This window comes from Pseudoalteromonas sp. 20-MNA-CIBAN-0454 (assembly GCF_040308685.1).
GTDB lineage: Bacteria > Pseudomonadota > Gammaproteobacteria > Enterobacterales > Alteromonadaceae > Pseudoalteromonas > Pseudoalteromonas nigrifaciens.
Genome location: NZ_JBEOOB010000049.1, coordinates 1 through 18614, shown reverse-complemented (window position 1 = coordinate 18614; position 18614 = coordinate 1). Strand labels below are relative to the sequence as shown.

Below are 18614 nucleotides of genomic sequence, written 5' to 3'. Positions count from 1 at the left end.
GTGCCAGCCTGAGCCCGATATCGACAGCTTGTTACCCTGGAATTTTAAAACATAGGTGTAGTTCGCTAGACGCTCACAGTTTATTGGCTAATTACACTTAATCATATTCAGTTAAAAGTAACTTTAATTTATAAATTATAAGTTTAAGTTTCTGAATTTAATGTGTTTTACTGTTTATATTATTACTTGGCATAACTCTTGGAATCTAATTTGTGTAATCACTTAAAAAGTTAACAGGAGAATCTCATGGGAATATTTAATCACGTAACCGATATTGTTCAAGCAAATATAGTGTCGATATTAGACAAGGCAGAAGATCCAGAAAAATTACTTAATTTAATGCTCAGCGAGATGCAAGATGCACTTACTGAGTGTCGCATTACGACAGCGGCTTTGTTGTGCGAAGAAAAAACACTTAAACGTCAAATTGAAAATAAAAATAACAATTTAGTATATTGGCAGGATAAAGCTGAGCTAGCAATAGAGAGAGGTCGAGATGATTTAGCAAAATCAGCTTTGCTTGAAAAACAAACCATTAGTAATACAGTTGTAGCAAAGCAGCTGCAACTAGAAACGCTGCTGCAATCAATAACTAAAATGACAGCGGATTGTCAGCGTTTGCAACAAAGAATAGCCGAGGCTAAAGCCAAGCAAACACAGTTAGTACAGCGGCACAATATAGTGGCTGCAAGGGGGCAAATAAATAGCCAATTACAAAGTGAAAAAGTTGCACATGCACTCTCTCGATTTGAGAAAGTAGAGCAGCGCGTAGAAGGTATTGAAGCACAGGTAGAAGCGTACGAGCTTACTGATTCAGAAAATACTATAGCTGCACAAATAGACGCTTTGGTGAAAAACGAACAAGTAGATGCAGAATTAGCTCGCTTAAAAGCTGATTTAAAAACTAACTTAAAACAGAGTGCTTAAGGAGATAATTATGAATAGTTTTAACTGCAAACGTGGTTGGTACAAAGATCCACTTGATAAAAAAATATCTGGTGTGTGCAGTGGTTTAGCGCAGTGATTAGATTTACCTGTGTGGTCAACACGACTTGTCACTATTTTATTATTTTTGAGTTTTCCGTTTGCAATTGCACTAGGTTATTTTATTGCGCATTGCTGCCTAGAAGAAAAAGCAATTTAAGCTAATTTACATTTAGATTGAATTAAGGAGAGCTAAATGAAAGCGTTAGCCGTATGTATAATTGTTTATTTACTATTTTTTACTGATGTTGTCTCTGCGGTGCACTTTGATACTTGGCAATTACCGCTTTGGATTGCAGATACAAGTTGGACTGGGCTTGAGCTAATAGGAGCTTTAGCGGCTATTATTATTTTTGTAGCTGTTGCAGTACTAATAACGATAGGATTAGTTGGCGCAGCAGCAGTTGCATTAGTCGGAACTGTATTGGCATTTTTATTTGGATCGCTGATGATTGCTTGGCCGTTACTATTTATTGCGGTACTTTGCTGGTTAGTAGCTGATAACAAAAAAGTAGCATCTTAACTCCAAATTAACTGACTATTGCAACTGAACTATGTTAAATTTGATACTTAGCATTATGTTTTAACAAGGATTAGAGTGGTGATTAAACAGTGTATTTCAATTGTTTTGGTGTCGGTTTTAAGTCTTTTTTCATCATCATCGATGGCACATTCAGGGCATAATCACGATGTGGATGTTGCTATTATTAAGGTTAGTAATGCACAAGTAAGGGAGTTTTTACCTGCCACAACTTCAAGTGTAGGTTATTTAAGTATTATAAATCATAGTGATACTGTGGCTACGTTGACTAAAGCAACTATTGATGGCTTAGGTCGCGTTGAAATTCATGAGCACTCGCACGTAGATGGCATGATGAAAATGCAAAAAGTTGAATCGTTAACAATTAACGCCCATCAACAAATCGATTTTAAGCCTGGTGGCTATCATTTAATGATTTTTGAACCACAAGAACCGTTAAAAGTAGGCCAACAACGCAAACTCACACTATATTTTAGTGATGGCAACCGTGTATTTACCAATGCTCAGGTGGTATCGCTTGCATCACAAGCAGAACAATCACAAGCATCAAAACAACATACTCATCATTAGGAGGATCAATGTCACAACATAAAGGGAAAATAGTTGCTGCATTAGCTATATTACTAATTATTTTTTACGCAATAGCTGTTTATTGGAGTACGGAGCCTGCTCGTTTTAATGTGGTAGAAAAAGCAAAGCAGCAAGCGCAGCAACGTAATGAGCAATTTGTTATTGGTTATACAACAACATCAACATTAATAACGGTAGCAAGTACGTTACTCGAAAAGCCAGGCGGTTATTTATCAAATGATGTTTTGCCGCCAAGTATAATAATGGACGATATGCCTGCGTGGGAATATGGCGCACTCGAAATGGTGCGTGATTTAGCCCTTTCTATGCGTAAAGATTTTAGCCGTTCGCAATCGCAATCAACTGAACACGAAGCTCTAAAAAAAGCACAGCCGCAGTTTAATATTAGCTCTGAAGCGTGGGCGTGGCCAAGCGCTGAAGGTGAGTACCAAAAAGGCATTGATTACTTATTGGTATATCGTACTCAAATAGCGAATGACCATGAGCGTGACAGTCAATTCTATGCTCGCGCCGATAACTTGCGTAGCTGGCTAAAAGAAGCTGAAAAGCGTTTAGGTAGCTTGAGTCAGCGTTTAAGCGCTAGTGTAGGCCAAGATAAAGTAAACACTGATTTAGCGGGTAATACATCAAATACACAAGCCACTTTTTCTCCATTACAACAGCAAGCAAAAACGCCATGGTTAGACATTGATGATGTATTTTATGAGTCGCGCGGTGCTACTTGGGCTTTATTGCATTTCTTACAAGCGGTAGAATATGACTTTGCCGATGTACTTGAGAAAAAGAATGCACGCGTAAGTGTGCAGCAAATTATACGAGAGCTTGAGGCAACTCAAGAAACAGTATGGAGCCCAATGATATTAAATGGGAATGGTTTTGGTTATGTAGCAAACCATTCACTGGTTATGGCAAATTATATTTCTAGAGCCAATGCGGCTCTTATTGAACTTAGCGAATTATTGACCCAAGGATAGAAAATGAAAAAGTATTGTTTAGCAGCAGCCCTTTCAATGGCATGTTTAGCGCCTGCAGCGCAAGCTGATACCTTATTAGGCTTGTATGTAGGTGTTGATGGCTGGAAAGCGGATAACGAAGGAAGCTTTTCTTATAAAGGAAATGCACCACAAGATTTTAATTTTGACGATGAAACCTTCGTAAGCTACTACGCTGCACTTGAGCATCCAGTGCCATTAGTACCTAATATTAAATTAAGATACACAGAGCTTGAGCTTACCGGCTCTACACGTCTGGATAAAACATTTTCTTTTAATGGTTCAGATTACGTTGTAGGTACTACGGTTAATTCAGTAAGTGACTTAACTCACATTGATTACACATTTTATTACGAAATCTTTGATAACGACTTAATCTCTATCGATTTGGGTGTTAACGCTAAGCAGTTTGATGGTGAGATTTTAGTTAAAGGTACTACGCAACAAGGTGGCGCTGATTATACTGAAACTGTTGAGTTTTCAGGCTTTGTACCATTGGTTTACGGCCGCGCTGAAGCAGGCTTACCTTTTACCGGTTTAAGCGTGTTTTTTGAGGGCAGCTTTGTAGCAATTGACGATAGCAAAGTTCAAGATTACCAAATGGGTATTGCATGGGAATTTATTGATAACCTAGCAATAGATGTTGCTGTTAAAGCAGGTTACCGCTCAATGACATTAGAGCTAGACGATGTTGATGATATTAACACTAATATTGATGCATCGGGTCCATTTGCGGGCATTCAAGTACACTTTTAATTACACTGCTAATTAATAGTATATAGCGTGGTTTTGCTACTTAGTAGTATGCCACGCTAGTTCAAATTCACTCTCAAGTGCACTATTAAGTAACTGCTTATACACTTTATTTACCGGGTAGTTAATGAGTTTAGATAGCTCATCACCTGTTTGCGTAAACTTATAATAACTCAATACTAAATCGCTATTTTTTGCTTTTAACGTTACTTTTTGTGATAAAAACGATAACGTAAGTTCTTGCCCAGTTTTTAGTACCGCAGACTCAATCTCTTTTCGATATAGTAAATTTAAATCCATTAAAGTTAATATATCAGGAAAGCTAATCCCTGTTTTTCCTAGATTTAAAGATACTTTATTGCCCTTACGTAACAAATCAAATAGTGATGGTTTTTTATAAAACCCTAGTAAAATAAAGTGGCTATCGTCTTTTTCATTATAACCAGAGAGGGATACACACTTTTGTAGAGAGTCAGCTTCGCGCTGGGTCATATGCTTAAGTGTTTGCAAACTTTTTATTGAGAAAGTCCCCGGGTTAAGCGTTTCACCGGTGAGTATTTTTGCCCAAAGTGACTGCATAGATTGATTTGAGGTATCACCACATAGTGCTACAAAGTGTTCTACCCAATCGGCATCGGGTTGTTTACTACTGGCTACGTCAGGACAAAAATCCATTGCCATAGCTAAAATTGTTTCTATATTTTGCTGTTGTTTAATGAGCAGTAAGTCTTGTCTTTTTTGTGCTCTAGCTAAAACGGTATTGTCGCTATTAATGCGATATAGCGGTTTAACCTTGCCTTGGGGGCCATAACTTTGCTCATTATTATGGGATGCCTCATTATTGCCTACTTTAATAATAGGATAACCCAGTAACGACTCTATGGTATTAGCGAGATTAATTCTTGCTTGTGCGGTTTTGACTGCCATGATTTTCCATTATTGTTTGTGCATCACTTAGCTGCGCTACTGTTTTTAAATTATTGAGCCCCAGTGATACTGCGTTACTTAAAATGTGCTCACTAAGCACAGCCACATACCCAGAAACTAAAGGTAGCGTGGCTTGCCCCGTAATTTGAAAAGTAACCGTGACCGTTTTTGCATTTTGCGTAAATATTACATTAGCGGCAATAATGTGTTCTTGAGCAAATAAAATATTCAACACCATTTTGTTTGCACTTAACGCTGTGGTGGTCATTTCACCTGCGCCCCATTTACTTTGCCATGATTGATGAGCACCAACCCCTGTGCTTGGCTCACCTAAGGAAAATTCTACAGAGGGATCCAGCTTCTTCCAAGGCGACCATTTATGCCACTGCGAAAAGTCAGTGATTAAGGGTTTTACTATGTGCGTATTGGCATTAATATTAATACTCTTTGTTACGTTATAGCTCTGGGGTAGTAATAGGCCAATAACGATAAAAAGTAAGAGTAAAACTAATAAAAGCTGCACTAACATTTTTAATATTTTAATAAAAAAACCTCAGATAAATTAGGTTACAAACTCATAACTTATTATTAATTTAGCATATTAACTCGGGTGTGCTTAACTTTCGAGGTTAATTTTATAGCAACTATTTTTTAATTGAGCTAGATACTTAGCCACAACCTATAAAAAGTAATAGTTAATTTAGGTGTATAAGTATTAAAAAATAACGAAACTTCACTTTAAAACCGCGCGGCACAGCAAAGTAGTGCTCTATCAAGGTAGGTTGGTATAGGGTATAATTTGCGCCTTTTGTTATTAAACGGTCAACTTTATGAGCACACTTAAAGCTAAGCGCGCCTTATTCTCATACCCAAAGTATTGGGCAGAGTGTTATGGCACAGCACCATTTTTACCTACTACACGCGAAGAAATGGATGCACTTGGCTGGGATAGCTGCGATATAATTATTATTAGTGGCGATGCTTATGTAGATCATCCTAGTTTTGGGATGGCAGTAATTGGCCGAGTACTTGAGGCGCAAGGTTTTAGAGTGGGTATTATTGCCCAGCCAGAATGGGACTCTAAAGAAGCGTTTATGGCGCTGGGTAAACCCAATTTATTTTTTGGTGTAACCGCTGGCAACATGGACTCGATGATTAACCGTTATACAGCTGAAAAACGCATGCGCCATGATGATGCCTACACGCCAGACAATATTGGTGGTAAACGCCCTGATCGTGCGGTAATCATTTACTCACAGCGCTGCCGCGAAGCGTATAAAGATGTACCACTTATTTTAGGTGGCATTGAAGCAAGTTTACGCCGTGTTGCTCATTACGATTATTGGCAAGAAAAAGTGCGTCGTAGTGTTTTGTTTGACGCTAAAGCCGATATTTTAATATATGGTAATGCGGAGCGCCCACTGGTTGAGGTTGCTCATCGTATTGCAGCGGGCGAAAGTACCGATACCATTCAAGATGTACGAGGGACTGCGGTTATTCGTAAAGAGCCCTTACCAGGCTGGCGTGGCAGTGACTCTACCGCTATTGATAAAATAGGTAAAATTGATCCAATTCCAAACCCGTATGGCGCAGATGATGTTGGCTGTAGCAAGTCAGAATTTAAACAAGCAGGTATAGACTTAAAAGCCGAAGCCGCCAAGGTTATTACTATTCAGCCAGCGCGCCCTAAGCCATGGGAAAAAACCTACGTTAAATTACCTGCGTTTGAGCAAGTAAGTGTGAATAAGCCATTGTATGCACATGCTTCTCGTATTGTGCACCAAGAAACTAACCCAGGTTGTGCTCGTGCTATTTTTCAGCGCCACGGCGATCGTTCTATTTGGGTTAATCCGCCAGCATATCCACTAGAAACACATGAAATGGACGCCGTATTTGGTTTGCCGTATCAACGTATTCCTCATCCTAGCTACGGGGATGCAAAAATACCTGCCTACGACATGATTAAAACGTCAGTTAATATTATGCGAGGCTGTTTTGGTGGTTGCAGTTTCTGTTCGATTACCGAACATGAAGGGCGGATTATTCAAAGCCGTTCGCAAGAATCAATAATTGAAGAAATTGAGCAAATTAGAGATAAAGTACCCGGGTTTACCGGGGTTATTTCTGACTTAGGTGGCCCAACAGCCAACATGTATAAATTGGGTTGTACTAGCAAAAAAGCAGAAAGTACCTGTCGACGTTTATCGTGTGTATACCCTGAAATATGTAAGCATATGGATACCGATCATACGCCAACAATTGAGCTGTATAAAAAAGCCCGTGAAGTTAAAGGCATTAAAAAAATATTAATCGCCTCGGGTGTACGCTACGATTTAGCCGTGCAAGATCCACGTTACGTTAAAGAATTAGTTACTCACCATGTAGGTGGATATTTAAAAATAGCGCCAGAGCATACCGAAGATGGACCATTATCAAAAATGATGAAGCCAGGTATGGGAGCTTACGATCAGTTTAAAGCGTTATTTGATAAGTACTCAAAAGAAGCGGGTAAAAAACAGTATTTAATCCCATACTTTATTTCGGCGCACCCAGGTACTAAAGACGAAGACATGGTAAACATGGCTTTGTGGCTTAAGTCGAACGACTTTAAACTTGATCAGGTACAAAATTTTTACCCATCTCCAATGGCAAATGCGACCACTATTTATCATACCGAGATGAACTCACTGCGTAATATTAAAAATAATACCGAAGTAGTACCTGTGCCGAAAGGTGCGCGCCAGCGTCGTTTACATAAAGCAATTTTACGCTATCACGATCCTGCGGGCTGGCCAATGATCCGCGAAGCACTGCGCAAAATGGGTAAAGCTAACCTAATAGGTAAAGCGCCAAATTGCTTAGTGCCAGAAGAAGGGCGCGACGAAAGAGCTGCAAAAGGAAGTAGTCGAGGTGGGCGCCCAGCATTAACGCGCCATACTGGTTTTAGCCAATTTCATAAGGCCAATACAAAACCAAAGGTAGCGAGTAATCGCCAAAGAGCTAAATAGAGCTCATAGCTTAAAAAGTAGTTAGCCTGTTTGGCTTATTACTAAGCTTGGGCTTGATTACTGAATATATGAGCACTGAAAAAAATGCCGCTTATTTTGCAATAAGCGGCATTTTTTATGTAAGTTATTTAAGTAAAACTTAAATAATATCAATTTTGTTACGAATGATTTTTACGCCATCCATATTTTCTAAAAACTTTTGTGCCAACGCACGCTCAAAACCTGTTTGCGCTTTACCGTATAAATCTACTTCGCCATTTTTAACTTGTACGCGAATATCGCTTAGCGCTAAATTGGGGTTGGTACGCAAAGTGTGGGTAATCGATTGCTGTAAGTTAGGTTGGGTTGCCAGGCTGCTAACGACAACCATATTTGTTGTGGCACTCACTTTTGTAGCGCATGCTAATAAAAACAAACAACAAAATGATACTAAAGCGATAGTTAATTTTAAACGGCTCATAATCATATCCTTACATTGCAATTAATCGGGTAGCCAAATTAGGCAGAGTTACCATGATAGTTACAATTATCGTTCCATATTTAATATACTGAAAATAAAGGCTATTTTATTAAGTGGGAATTCAGGTGGGCAATTGTTACATAAAACTAAGTAGAGATTACATAGCCCTAAACCATGCAGTTATGGAGGAGCAGGCATTAAAAAGCCGACATTTTTGTCGGCTAATATAATACTACTTACAGTATGCGCTTAAGTTACTTTTTCTTTTTAACCTTAGCTTTTTTCTTCGCTTTCATTTTAACCGGATCTTTACGCTTTTTAGCCGGCGGCTTAGCTTCTTTATGCTTTGGCTCTAATCCTTTAATAACACGGCGTTTAAGTTTTTGCTCAATATAGCGCTCTATTTTATAAAGAATGCCAATATCGTGCGCTTCAACCAGTGAAATAGCGATGCCTTTTTTACCAGCGCGGCCCGTACGGCCAATACGATGTACGTATATATCGGCTGTGCGTGGTAGGTCAAAGTTTATTACATGGCTAATATCAGCCACGTCGATACCGCGCGCCGCTACATCGGTAGCAACTAATATACGGGTTTTGCCGCTATGGAAGTTTTCCATCGTTTTCATGCGTTTGTCTTGCGGCATTTCGCCGCGTAACCAGGCTGCTTTAACGTCGTTAGTTGTTAGTTCACCAATTAGCGTTTCAAGACGCTCACGGGTTTTAACAAACACTATGGCTTTAGTTACGTCTGGGCCATTAAGGGTATTAACTAACAGCTCAAGTTTATGATGATAGTCGTCGGCTAAATGTACCCACTGGTGAATTTTAGCCTTTTCTTTGCGTGACGATTCAGCTTCAAGCAATGCTGGATCGTTTAGCGTTGTTTCAGCAAATCTTTCAACACTGTCGCCTTCAAGGGTTGCTGAGAATAAAAAGCACTGACGACGATTTTTAGCTTCATCACAAATACGGCTCATTTCTTTTTTAAAGCCCATGTCTAGCATGCGGTCGGCTTCATCAATAATAAGCATTTCTACGTGTTCAGCATGAAAGTTTTCGGTTTCTAAATATTCCATTAAACGCCCTGGGGTGGCGATTAAAATATCATTATTTTTTTCAAAAATCTCTTTATGCGTACCATAGTTAATACCGCCTGTTACTACCCCAATTTTAAGGTTAGTACGTTTAGCAAGTAGTTCGCATTGTTCATGAATTTGATAAGCTAGCTCACGAGTTGGCGTCATTACTAATACGCGCGCAAAACCAGGATCACGACGCGGAAAATCCAATAAATATTGAATAGCCGGAATTAAAAAGGCGGCTGTTTTACCTGTACCTGTAGGCGCAGATGCTAAAATGTCACGCCCCTGAAGTGCTTCAGGAATAGCTTGTTGTTGAATGCTGGTTGGCGTTTCGTAACCCATTTTATTAATGGCGTCGAGTAGCTTGTTATCAAGATCAAATTCAGAAAATTGCATAGAGTGTCAAAAATAAAGGACAATGGCACTAATTATACTCGGTTACGCCTGCTTGGTGAATGAAAAGGTGAAAAAATGTCTGGTTTTGCATTTAAACAATTTAAAGTTGCGCACGAACAGTGTGCAATGAAGGTATCAACCGATGGTATTTTGCTTGGAGCATGGGCTAATTTAAGTAATGCCAACAGCTTGCTCGATATAGGTACAGGCACGGGATTGCTGGCGCTTATGTGCAAACAGCGCAGCCCCCAGTTAACTATAACGGCGGTAGAAGTTGATAAAAATGCTTACCAACAAGCGTTGCAAAATATTGCCGCTAGCCCGTGGCCAAATATAGAGGTGCACCAGCAAAGCATTCAAACTTTTAACAGCGCGCAGCCATTTGATGTAGTGATAGCCAATCCGCCGTATTTTAATCACAGTTTAAAAGGTAATAATAAGGCGCGTAATATTGCGCGCCATACAGATGGTTTAAGTTTTGCTGAGCTAATTAGTGCTTTTAAAAAGCTCAGTCATTCAGGCTCAACCTTTAGCTTAATTTTACCCACTACAGAGGTTGCGGTGTTTATTGAACTTGCTACTCAAAACGGGCTTTTTTTAAATACTCATTGCCAAGTAAAGGCGACGCCAAATAAAGCGATTAGCCGAAGCCTAATGACCTTTAGCTATATAAACCAGAGCATTGTGGAATCAGCTTTGTGTATAAAAGATAATGAAAACAACTATAGCGAAGATTATATTACGCTATGCAAAGCATTTTATTTGAAGATGTAATGTGGTAAACAGTGCTGGTATGATGAGTTTATATGTATACAGGAAACTTATAATGAAAAAACGAACTAAATCAGTATTATTAAGCGCCTTAGCCGCTACATTTTTTACAACGCAGAGCGTACTTGCCAGTATGACGCCTGTTGGGCTTTGGAAAACCATTGATGAAGACACTAATGAAGCTAAGTCGTATGTCCGTATAGTTGAAAATAACGGGGTTTTAAGCGGCACCATTGAAACATTATTAAATAAAGATAAGCAAAATGCAGTGTGCTCGCAGTGCTCGGGCGATAAAAAAGATCAGCCCATATTAGGCATGACCATTATTGATAATGTGATTGATAGCGGTGATGGTAGTTGGGAAGACGGTCAAATACTCGACCCAAATAACGGTAAAAGCTATACAGTGCGCTTAACGACTCAAGATGCTGGTGAAAAATTAGAAGTGCGTGGTTATATTGGCTTTTTTTATCGTAACCAATATTGGCTAAGAGTAGAGTAGTTAGCCAATAAAATTAAAGCGCAGTGTGGCTGCGCTTTACAAGTACAACAATAATAAACAGTATTACAGGGTTTCGCTGTACTCGGTCATTACCTGTTCAACCCAAGTGGCAATACGCTCGTCGCTTAGCTCGTACTGGCTGTCTTCATCAAGGGCTAAACCAACAAAGTGTGTACCGTCTTCGGTGAGTGCTTTAGATGCTTCAAACTCGTAACTATTGTCGTTTGGCCAAAAACCTAACTGGGTAAATGTTTGCGGACTTATTTCGTCGTGTAGCATGCCAAGCGCATCTTGAAACCACTGGCCGTAACCTTGTTGATCACCCATGCCAAATAACGCGATGGTTTTACCATTTAAGTTTACGTCTGCTATGTCGTCCCACTTTGACTCCCAGTCTTCTTGTATTTCACCAAAATCCCAGGTTGAAATACCAAAAATAATGAAATCGTATTGCTCTGCATTTTTTAGTGGTTCGTCTTTAATATTATGCAAGGTAACGATATCGGCACCAATAATGTCGCGAATTTTTTCTGCTGCCATTTCGGTGTAGCAGGTAGTAGAGCCAAAAAATAAACCAATTTGCATCGTATTTATCACTGTGTAATTGCCTGATATGATAAGCTCAAGTTTACCGTAAGGTGTTTTTAATTGATACCTTAGGCAATGGCTATAACAAAAATGAGAGCACAAAAGTGACAACGCTAGCTGACGACTTTTCAGAACCAAGCACGGCACCAAAAAGCAATAACGATTACCTAGAAACCTTTTTAGATTGTTTGTATTTAGAGCAAGGGGTGAGTGAAAATACACTATCGGCGTATCGCAGCGATTTAGATAAGTTTTGCCAGTTTTTAAAAGGCAAAAATTTAATGACTGTAACCGGCCTAGACGTTGAAAGCTATTTAGCCCATAGAGTTGATCTAGGCTTAAAGCCGCGTAGTACTGCGCGTAGTATTAGTGCGCTTAAGCGTTTTTATCAGTACTTTGTGCGCGAAAAGTTAATTAGCGACTCGCCAATGCTCAATATTGCGCAACCTAAAGCAGGACAGTCTTTGCCTAAAACGCTTTCGGAGGCTGAAGTAGAGGCGCTACTGAGCGCTCCCAATACCGATGAGCCAATGGGGCTGCGCGATAAAGCCATGCTTGAGTTACTATATGCAACAGGTTTGCGGGTTAGTGAGCTTGTAGGGCTGCGGATTGAACAAATTAATTTGCGCCAAGCTGTAGTGTTTGTAAAAGGTAAGGGGAATAAAGAGCGTTTAGTACCACTGGGCGAAGAGGCCATGTATTGGCTTGAGCAGTTTTTAAAGGTGGGACGGGCGCAAATGATTAAACACGCCACCGACTTTGTGTTTCCCTCAAAGCGAGGGGTTGGCATGACCCGACAAACTTTTTGGCATAGAGTGAAGCACTATGCTATTTTGGTATCAATTGAGTCGTCATTGTCACCGCATACATTGCGCCATGCATTTGCAACCCACTTATTAAATCATGGGGCAGACTTACGTGTGGTTCAAATGATGTTAGGACACAGTGATTTATCAACCACCCAAATATATACGCATGTTGCAAATGAGCGATTAAAATCGGTACATGCGCAGCATCATCCACGTGCTTAATATGAAATTTATTATCACTAAGCCGGTCAATTGATATGTATTTATAAAAATAGAGAAGAATTATGAAAAAATTAATGTTAGCAGGTGCCATGTTATGCACTAGTTTAAGTGCCGTAGCGAATGATGTGGCTGTAGCCCCTAACGCTAATGATCCTATTGTTATTAAATTTGCCGCGCTTGGTGTTACCGTTAAGCAAATAAACCCAAGCCCAGTAGCGGGTTTAAAAGAACTGATCACTAATCAAGGTGTGCTTTATGCAAGCCCAGACGGACAGTTTTTAATGCAAGGGACACTTATAGACTTAAATAATCGTAGTAATTTAACCGAAAAAGCACTAAACGGCGTACGCCAAGCTGGGTTAAAAGAATACGAAGATTCGATGATAGTGTACAAAGCACCTAACGAAAAACATAGCATTACCGTATTTACCGACATTAGCTGTGGTTATTGTCGTAAATTACACCGTGAGCTAGATGATTTACTTGAAGCGGGTATTACCGTTAAGTATTTAGCGTTTCCGCGCGGTGGCCTACAAGGTTCAGGTTATAATGACTTAATGAACGTATGGTGTGCTAAAGATCAACAAGAAGCACTAACCGAAGCTAAAAGTGGCTCAAATACTACAGCAGTTAAAGGTTGTAGTGCGCCAGTTGCTGAGCATTATCAGCTAGGTCAAAGCTTTGGTGTTACCGGTACACCTGCTATTATTTTAGAAGATGGCACCATGATCCCAGGTTATCAGCCAGCTGCCGCATTAAGCGCTGCGCTTAACGCTAGTAAAGCCCCATAGTAATTAAATTTACGGTGCGCATAAAAAAAGGCCGAAAGGCCTTTTTTTGTATATTTATGATGAACCAAATAAGTTAAAAATCTGCATGAAAAAAACGATCCAAACGCGCGAAAACGTCGATGATTCACATTTACCGAGTCATTTACACCCTGTAATTAAGCAAATTTATGCCACGCGAAATGTTTCCCATGCCGATGAGCTAAATAACAGCGCCGCCACATTACACGACTTTAAGTTATTTAAAGATATGGACAAAGCCTGCGACTTGTTAATTGAGGCGCTACATGCCCAAAGCCATATTTTAATTGTTGGCGATTTTGATGCTGATGGTGCAACCAGTACCGCTACATTAATGCAAGGCTTGGCCATGTTTGGCTTTGCTCATTTAGATTACTTAGTACCTGATCGGTTTAGCTTAGGTTATGGTTTAAGCCCGGCGTTAGCTGCGCAAATAGTTCAGCTTAAACCCGATTTAGTAATTACAGTCGATAACGGTATTTCCTGTATTGCGGGTATTGATATTGTAAAAGCCGCCAATATTAAAGTGCTGGTTACCGACCATCACCTACAGGGCGAAACACTCCCTAATGCCGATGCCATAGTAAACCCGAACAGGCACGACTGCAGCTTTCCGTCTAAATCGATTGCAGGTGTTGGTGTGGCTTTTTACTTACTTATTGCCCTTAGAAGCACACTGCGTGAGCAAAATCATTTTGCGCAGCAGCCTATGCCTAACTTAGCCGACCTGCTCGACATAGTTGCGCTTGGTACTGTAGCCGATGTAGTGGCGCTTGATGCCAATAACCGGACATTGGTGCACCAAGGACTAGCGCGTATTCGCAGTGGTAAAACTCGCCCAGGCATTACTGCCCTCATTGAGGTTGCTAATCGTAATGCCTCAAGATTGAGTGCCAGCGACTTTGGTTTTTCGCTTGCTCCGCGCCTAAATGCCGCAGGGCGCTTAGATGACATGAGTTTAGGCATAGCCTGCTTACTCAGTACCGATATAAACCAAGCTAGGCGCATTGCCAGTGAGCTAGATAGCTTAAACTTTGCACGCCGCGAAATAGAGCAAGGCATGCAGCATGAAGCGCAAGCTGTGCTTGATAAGTTAGCGTTTAATGATGACAATATTCCCGACGCTATTTGTTTATACCAAGAGGATTGGCACCAAGGTGTTATTGGTATTTTAGCCGGGCGTTTAAAAGAAAAATACCACCGCCCAACAGTTATATTTGCGGGTGGCGAAAACGGTGAGATAAAAGGGTCATGTCGCTCAATTGAAGGGCTGCACATACGCGATTTACTCGAAGGGCTAAGTACGGCCGATCCGCACTTAATTAGTAAGTTTGGTGGCCATGCCATGGCGGCCGGTTTAAGTATTAATGAGCAGCAATTTAGCGAATTTAAACACGCCTTTGATACTGCCGTTAGCGCCCAGCTTAGTGAAGAAAGTAAACGCTGCATTGTATTTACCGATGGCGAGTTGCCAAATGAGTGTTTTACCATGGATTTTGCCCAGCAATTAAAACAAGCGGGCCCTTGGGGGCAGCAATTTCCTGAACCGGTATTTGAGCACACATTTGAGTTAATTCAGCAGCGTATAGTGGGCGAAAAGCATTTAAAACTGGTATTAAAACATCAATCAGGCCGCTTAGTTGATGCCATAGCTTTTGGCATTGATGTAAAAGAATGGCCAGATAACAACGCACAATTTGTTAAAGCAGCGTATCAGCTCGATATAAATGAGTTTAGAGGCAAGTTCACCCTGCAATTAATTATCCGAGAGCTAGAAAAAGCCAGCTAAAAAATATCTAGAATAGATCGCATAAAGTGCTAATAAAGCGCACGGTTTTTTGTTAAAATCGGGCGTTTTTATCATTTGACGATAATATATTGCGTTAATTCCTTTTTAAGGAGCGTAATAACCTAGCCATTTTGGAGTAATGACCATGTTTGAAGTGAATCCTGTGATTAACCAAATCAAGGAAATTCGCGAACGTACTGAGTTGCTTCGGGGGTACCTTTGACTATGCTCTTAAACAAGAACGCTTAGAAGAAGTTAACGCCGAACTTGAAGACTCAGCCGTATGGAATGAACCTGAACGCGCACAAGCTCTCGGCCGTGAAAAGTCGGCATTAGAAGCTGTTGTTGAAACTATCGATACTTTAGTGACGGGTACTGACGACGTTGAAGGCTTACTTGAGCTTGCTGTAGAAGCCGAAGATCAAGAAACCTTTGATGAAGCACAAAGCGAACTAACAGACTTGAACGAGCAACTAGAAGCGTTAGAGTTTCGTCGTATGTTTAGCGGTCCTCATGACTCAAACGACGCTTACCTTGATTTACAATCTGGTTCTGGCGGTACTGAAGCACAAGACTGGTGTAATATTTTGCTGCGTATGTATTTACGCTGGGGCGAGGCTAAAGGCTTTAAAGTTGAATTAGTGGAAGCTACTGGCGGCGATGTTGCAGGAATTAAAGGCGCAACAGTTCGCTTTGTTGGCGAATACGCGTATGGTTGGTTACGTACCGAAACTGGCGTGCATCGTTTAGTGCGAAAAAGCCCGTTTGACTCAAGTGGTCGTCGTCATACTTCGTTTGCCTCTGCATTTGTTTACCCAGAAGTTGACGACAATATTGAAATTGATATGAACCCGTCTGACTTACGTATTGACGTTTACCGTGCCTCGGGCGCAGGTGGTCAGCACGTTAACACCACTGAATCAGCGGTTCGTATTACGCACGTACCAACAAATACCGTAGTGCAGTGCCAAAATGAGCGCTCACAACATAAAAATAAAGCCCAAGCAATGAAACAGTTAAAAGCAAAATTGTTTGAGCTAGAGTTACAACAGCAAAATGCTGAAAAACAAACCCAAGAAGACTCAAAGTCGGACATTGGTTGGGGCAGTCAAATTCGTTCATACGTACTCGATGACGCTCGCATTAAAGATTTACGTACAGGCGTTGAAAGCCGTAATACCCAATCGGTACTTGACGGCAACTTAGACAAATTTATAGAAGCCAGCTTAAAATCTGGTTTATAACCACCAAGCTAATAAAGAGCTAAAAAAATGACTGATCAAATCCAAGACGAAAACAAGTTAATCGCTGAGCGTCGTGGCAAATTAGATGCTATACGCCAAAATTGCCCAGCCAACGGTCATCCAAACCAATTCCGTCGTGAGCATTACACGGCAGATTTGCAAGCCCAGTTTGGTGATAAGAGCAAAGAAGAATTAGTAGAGTTACAACAAGTAGTGTCTATTGCTGGACGTATTTTAGCAAAGCGCGGACCATTTTTTGTAATTCAAGACATGAAAGGCCGCGTACAATCATATGCGTCTAAAGATGTGCAAAAAGATTTAAAAGAAAAATATGGCCAACTAGATACTGGCGATATTATTGGTGTTAAAGGCGCGCTTAATAAATCGGGTAAAGGCGATTTATACGTAGAAATGACAGAGTACCAACTATTAACTAAGTCACTTCGCCCGTTGCCTGAAAAATTCCATGGCTTATCAGATCAAGAAACTAAGTACCGTCAACGTTACGTTGATTTAATTACTAACGAAGCAACGCGTGAAACATTCCGCATTCGCTCACAAGTAGTTGAAGGCATTCGTCGCTTTTTAGCAGACCGTGACTTTATGGAAGTAGAAACACCCATGCTACAGGTTATTCCTGGCGGTGCATCGGCACGCCCGTTTGTAACACACCATAACGCGCTTGATATTGACATGTACCTACGTATAGCGCCTGAGCTGTACTTAAAGCGTTTAGTGGTAGGTGGTTTTGATCGCGTATTCGAAATTAACCGTAACTTCCGTAACGAAGGGTTATCTACGCGTCACAATCCAGAATTCACAATGATTGAATTTTACCAAGCATACGCTGATTACATCGATCTGATGAACATTACCGAAGACATGCTACGTACAGTTGCAGAAAACGTACTTGGTAGTGCTGTGGTAGTTAACACAACTAAAGACGAAAACGGCGAAGTAATTGACTCAGTTGAATACGATTTTGGTCAACCGTTTACGCGCTTAAGCATGAGCGACGCAATTTTAAAATATAACCCTGAGTTTGATGCGGCAGTGTTTAACGACCCAGAAAACCATTTTGAACAATTAAAAGCGTACGCTAAGCAAGTACACGTTAAAATTCCTGAAAACTGTGTTTGGGGCCCAGGTAAATTTTTGTGTGAAATATTTGAAGAAACAGCAGAGCACATGCTTATTCAACCTACGTTTATTACCGGCTACCCATGGGAAGTATCACCATTGGCACGTCGTAACGATGAAAATTCATTTGTTACAGACCGCTTTGAGTTTTTTGTGGGTGGGCGTGAGCTAGCTAATGGTTTCTCTGAGCTTAACGATGCACAAGACCAAGCAGAGCGCTTTACTCGTCAAGTTGAAGAGAAAGACGCAGGCGATGATGAAGCAATGCATTACGACGAAGACTACATACGCGCACTAGAGTATGGCTTACCACCAACTGCAGGTGAAGGTATTGGTATTGACCGTTTAGTAATGCTGTTTACTGACTCTCCAACCATTAAAGACGTTATCTTGTTCCCGCATATGCGCCCGCAAGCCGACTAAGCTTAATAATGTAAAGTAATAAAGCGCCGCTTAAATGCGGCGTTTTTGTGTCTGGGCTATAACTTTTTAATCTGAGTGTTTTTTAAACGCACTGTTGCATTTATGTAAAGTTGTTCGCTACACTACGATGGAAATTTAGAGGATTGATTTAAGGCTCTAAATAAAAAGATTAAATGGATTTATAAATAATAATATGAAAAATAAACGTATTGAAAACCCAATCAATAACTGCGAAACAGAAGATGCAAGACAAGCCTTTTACCGAGCCTGTATTGCAGAATTTCAAAAGTTAGGTTATCAAGAGCAGTATCTTGCAGAGTTAAATGATGATTTAGTGCCTGTGTTAGGCGTTAACCCACCAGAAAAAAGTTAAAAGTTGTTTGAATTTCAAACTAATTACACATTAAAACTAACTAGATGCACAATCTATAACCATATAGGCACATTTGGTAGAAAAGTGTTTGACATATTTTCTGAACTCTTTATTATACGCCCCACAAGACGGAGAGGTGTCCGAGTGGCCGAAGGAGCTCCCCTGCTAAGGGAGTATAGAGTTTGTAGCTCTATCGAGGGTTCGAAT

General features: G+C 40.4%; 19 protein-coding genes and 1 pseudogene. 15 read left to right on the top strand and 5 right to left on the bottom strand.

What is annotated here, in order from left to right; all coding sequences use genetic code 11:
- Window positions 1–246 precede the first annotated feature (246 nt).
- From AAEZ22_RS16915 to AAEZ22_RS16890, 6 genes and pseudogenes are all read left to right on the top strand, one after another.
- Entirely contained in the window at window positions 247–927 is a 681-nt protein-coding gene (locus tag AAEZ22_RS16915) for a PspA/IM30 family protein (RefSeq protein WP_352298132.1), read from the top strand.
- A gap of 10 nt (window positions 928–937) precedes the next feature.
- A pseudogene (locus tag AAEZ22_RS16910) lies at window positions 938–1144 on the top strand (PspC domain-containing protein).
- Between the two features lie 36 nt (window positions 1145–1180).
- Window positions 1181–1507, top strand: a complete 327-nt coding sequence (locus tag AAEZ22_RS16905; RefSeq protein WP_011327205.1) for a hypothetical protein — start codon at window positions 1181–1183, stop codon at window positions 1505–1507.
- 78 nt (window positions 1508–1585) lie between these two features.
- Window positions 1586–2095, top strand: coding sequence for a copper chaperone PCu(A)C (locus AAEZ22_RS16900; protein ID WP_352298129.1), 510 nt, complete (start codon window positions 1586–1588; stop codon window positions 2093–2095).
- A gap of 8 nt (window positions 2096–2103) precedes the next feature.
- Complete coding sequence (locus tag AAEZ22_RS16895; RefSeq protein ID WP_011327207.1) at window positions 2104–3090, top strand: DUF2333 family protein; 987 nt, start codon at window positions 2104–2106, stop codon at window positions 3088–3090.
- 3 nt (window positions 3091–3093) lie between these two features.
- A complete protein-coding gene (locus tag AAEZ22_RS16890) occupies window positions 3094–3864 on the top strand; it encodes a TIGR04219 family outer membrane beta-barrel protein (RefSeq protein WP_086996921.1) in 771 nt (256 codons plus the stop codon).
- Between the two features lie 36 nt (window positions 3865–3900).
- Here AAEZ22_RS16890 and AAEZ22_RS16885 read toward each other — a convergent pair whose 3' ends face one another.
- Entirely contained in the window at window positions 3901–4788 is an 888-nt protein-coding gene (locus AAEZ22_RS16885) for a TIGR03899 family protein (protein ID WP_011327209.1), read from the bottom strand.
- Window positions 4757–5317 carry an SRPBCC family protein gene (locus AAEZ22_RS16880; protein WP_352298126.1) on the bottom strand — a complete coding sequence of 187 codons (561 nt, stop codon included), beginning with the start codon at window positions 5315–5317 and terminating at the stop codon, window positions 4757–4759. The genes AAEZ22_RS16885 and AAEZ22_RS16880 overlap by 32 nt, the downstream gene beginning before the upstream one ends.
- A gap of 301 nt (window positions 5318–5618) precedes the next feature.
- Between AAEZ22_RS16880 and AAEZ22_RS16875 the strand changes: the two genes are divergently transcribed.
- Window positions 5619–7796, top strand: a complete 2178-nt coding sequence (locus AAEZ22_RS16875) for a YgiQ family radical SAM protein (RefSeq protein ID WP_011327211.1) — start codon at window positions 5619–5621, stop codon at window positions 7794–7796.
- Between the two features lie 139 nt (window positions 7797–7935).
- Here the strand turns inward: AAEZ22_RS16875 and AAEZ22_RS16870 are convergent, their stop codons facing one another.
- Window positions 7936–8256 (bottom strand): BON domain-containing protein, encoded by a 321-nt coding sequence (locus AAEZ22_RS16870; RefSeq protein WP_011327212.1) that lies wholly within the window; start codon window positions 8254–8256, stop codon window positions 7936–7938.
- Between the two features lie 254 nt (window positions 8257–8510).
- Window positions 8511–9737 carry an ATP-dependent RNA helicase SrmB gene (srmB, locus tag AAEZ22_RS16865; protein WP_352298123.1) on the bottom strand — a complete coding sequence of 409 codons (1227 nt, stop codon included), beginning with the start codon at window positions 9735–9737 and terminating at the stop codon, window positions 8511–8513.
- A gap of 75 nt (window positions 9738–9812) precedes the next feature.
- Here srmB and AAEZ22_RS16860 point away from each other — a divergent pair, with 75 nt between their 5' ends.
- Window positions 9813–10511, top strand: a complete 699-nt coding sequence (locus AAEZ22_RS16860) for a tRNA1(Val) (adenine(37)-N6)-methyltransferase (protein ID WP_182683836.1) — start codon at window positions 9813–9815, stop codon at window positions 10509–10511.
- Between the two features lie 52 nt (window positions 10512–10563).
- Window positions 10564–11010, top strand: a complete 447-nt coding sequence (locus AAEZ22_RS16855) for a DUF2147 domain-containing protein (protein ID WP_011327215.1) — start codon at window positions 10564–10566, stop codon at window positions 11008–11010.
- Window positions 11011–11073: 63 nt separating this feature from the next.
- Here the strand turns inward: AAEZ22_RS16855 and fldB are convergent, their stop codons facing one another.
- Window positions 11074–11595, bottom strand: a complete 522-nt coding sequence (fldB, locus tag AAEZ22_RS16850; RefSeq protein WP_011327216.1) for a flavodoxin FldB — start codon at window positions 11593–11595, stop codon at window positions 11074–11076.
- 107 nt (window positions 11596–11702) lie between these two features.
- Between fldB and xerD the strand changes: the two genes are divergently transcribed.
- The 6 genes from xerD (at window position 11703) to AAEZ22_RS16820 (ending at window position 18407) form a co-directional block, all read left to right on the top strand.
- Window positions 11703–12629: a site-specific tyrosine recombinase XerD gene (gene xerD / locus AAEZ22_RS16845; protein WP_352298120.1), complete on the top strand. Its 927-nt coding sequence runs from the start codon at window positions 11703–11705 to the stop codon at window positions 12627–12629.
- Window positions 12630–12691: 62 nt separating this feature from the next.
- A complete protein-coding gene (gene dsbC / locus AAEZ22_RS16840; protein ID WP_041454340.1) occupies window positions 12692–13420 on the top strand; it encodes a bifunctional protein-disulfide isomerase/oxidoreductase DsbC in 729 nt (242 codons plus the stop codon).
- 85 nt (window positions 13421–13505) lie between these two features.
- A complete protein-coding gene (recJ, locus tag AAEZ22_RS16835; RefSeq protein WP_011327219.1) occupies window positions 13506–15227 on the top strand; it encodes a single-stranded-DNA-specific exonuclease RecJ in 1722 nt (573 codons plus the stop codon).
- A gap of 145 nt (window positions 15228–15372) precedes the next feature.
- Window positions 15373–16471, top strand: a protein-coding gene (gene prfB, locus AAEZ22_RS16830) for a peptide chain release factor 2 (RefSeq protein ID WP_182677139.1) whose coding sequence is annotated in 2 segments (ribosomal slippage) — window positions 15373–15447 and window positions 15449–16471 — 1098 coding nt in all. Because the reading frame shifts where the segments join, the coding sequence is not laid out codon by codon here.
- Window positions 16472–16498: 27 nt separating this feature from the next.
- Window positions 16499–18034: a lysine--tRNA ligase gene (gene lysS / locus AAEZ22_RS16825; RefSeq protein ID WP_011327221.1), complete on the top strand. Its 1536-nt coding sequence runs from the start codon at window positions 16499–16501 to the stop codon at window positions 18032–18034.
- Between the two features lie 193 nt (window positions 18035–18227).
- The gene (locus tag AAEZ22_RS16820; RefSeq protein WP_182677141.1) at window positions 18228–18407 is read left to right on the top strand and encodes a hypothetical protein; all 180 of its coding nucleotides are present in this window, start codon (window positions 18228–18230) and stop codon (window positions 18405–18407) included.
- Window positions 18408–18614: the final 207 nt, after the last annotated feature.

Coding starts and splice junctions, on each gene's coding strand:
- AAEZ22_RS16915 (WP_352298132.1), top strand. CDS start 247: ATGGGAATATTTAATCACGTAACCGATATTGTTCAAGCAAATATAGTG.
- AAEZ22_RS16905 (WP_011327205.1), top strand. CDS start 1,181: ATGAAAGCGTTAGCCGTATGTATAATTGTTTATTTACTATTTTTTACT.
- AAEZ22_RS16895 (WP_011327207.1), top strand. CDS start 2,104: ATGTCACAACATAAAGGGAAAATAGTTGCTGCATTAGCTATATTACTA.
- AAEZ22_RS16890 (WP_086996921.1), top strand. CDS start 3,094: ATGAAAAAGTATTGTTTAGCAGCAGCCCTTTCAATGGCATGTTTAGCG.
- AAEZ22_RS16885 (WP_011327209.1), bottom strand. CDS start 4,788: ATGGCAGTCAAAACCGCACAAGCAAGAATTAATCTCGCTAATACCATA.
- AAEZ22_RS16880 (WP_352298126.1), bottom strand. CDS start 5,317: ATGTTAGTGCAGCTTTTATTAGTTTTACTCTTACTTTTTATCGTTATT.
- AAEZ22_RS16875 (WP_011327211.1), top strand. CDS start 5,619: ATGAGCACACTTAAAGCTAAGCGCGCCTTATTCTCATACCCAAAGTAT.
- AAEZ22_RS16870 (WP_011327212.1), bottom strand. CDS start 8,256: ATGAGCCGTTTAAAATTAACTATCGCTTTAGTATCATTTTGTTGTTTG.
- srmB (WP_352298123.1), bottom strand. CDS start 9,737: ATGCAATTTTCTGAATTTGATCTTGATAACAAGCTACTCGACGCCATT.
- AAEZ22_RS16860 (WP_182683836.1), top strand. CDS start 9,813: ATGTCTGGTTTTGCATTTAAACAATTTAAAGTTGCGCACGAACAGTGT.
- AAEZ22_RS16855 (WP_011327215.1), top strand. CDS start 10,564: ATGAAAAAACGAACTAAATCAGTATTATTAAGCGCCTTAGCCGCTACA.
- fldB (WP_011327216.1), bottom strand. CDS start 11,595: ATGCAAATTGGTTTATTTTTTGGCTCTACTACCTGCTACACCGAAATG.
- dsbC (WP_041454340.1), top strand. CDS start 12,692: ATGAAAAAATTAATGTTAGCAGGTGCCATGTTATGCACTAGTTTAAGT.
- recJ (WP_011327219.1), top strand. CDS start 13,506: ATGAAAAAAACGATCCAAACGCGCGAAAACGTCGATGATTCACATTTA.
- lysS (WP_011327221.1), top strand. CDS start 16,499: ATGACTGATCAAATCCAAGACGAAAACAAGTTAATCGCTGAGCGTCGT.
- AAEZ22_RS16820 (WP_182677141.1), top strand. CDS start 18,228: ATGAAAAATAAACGTATTGAAAACCCAATCAATAACTGCGAAACAGAA.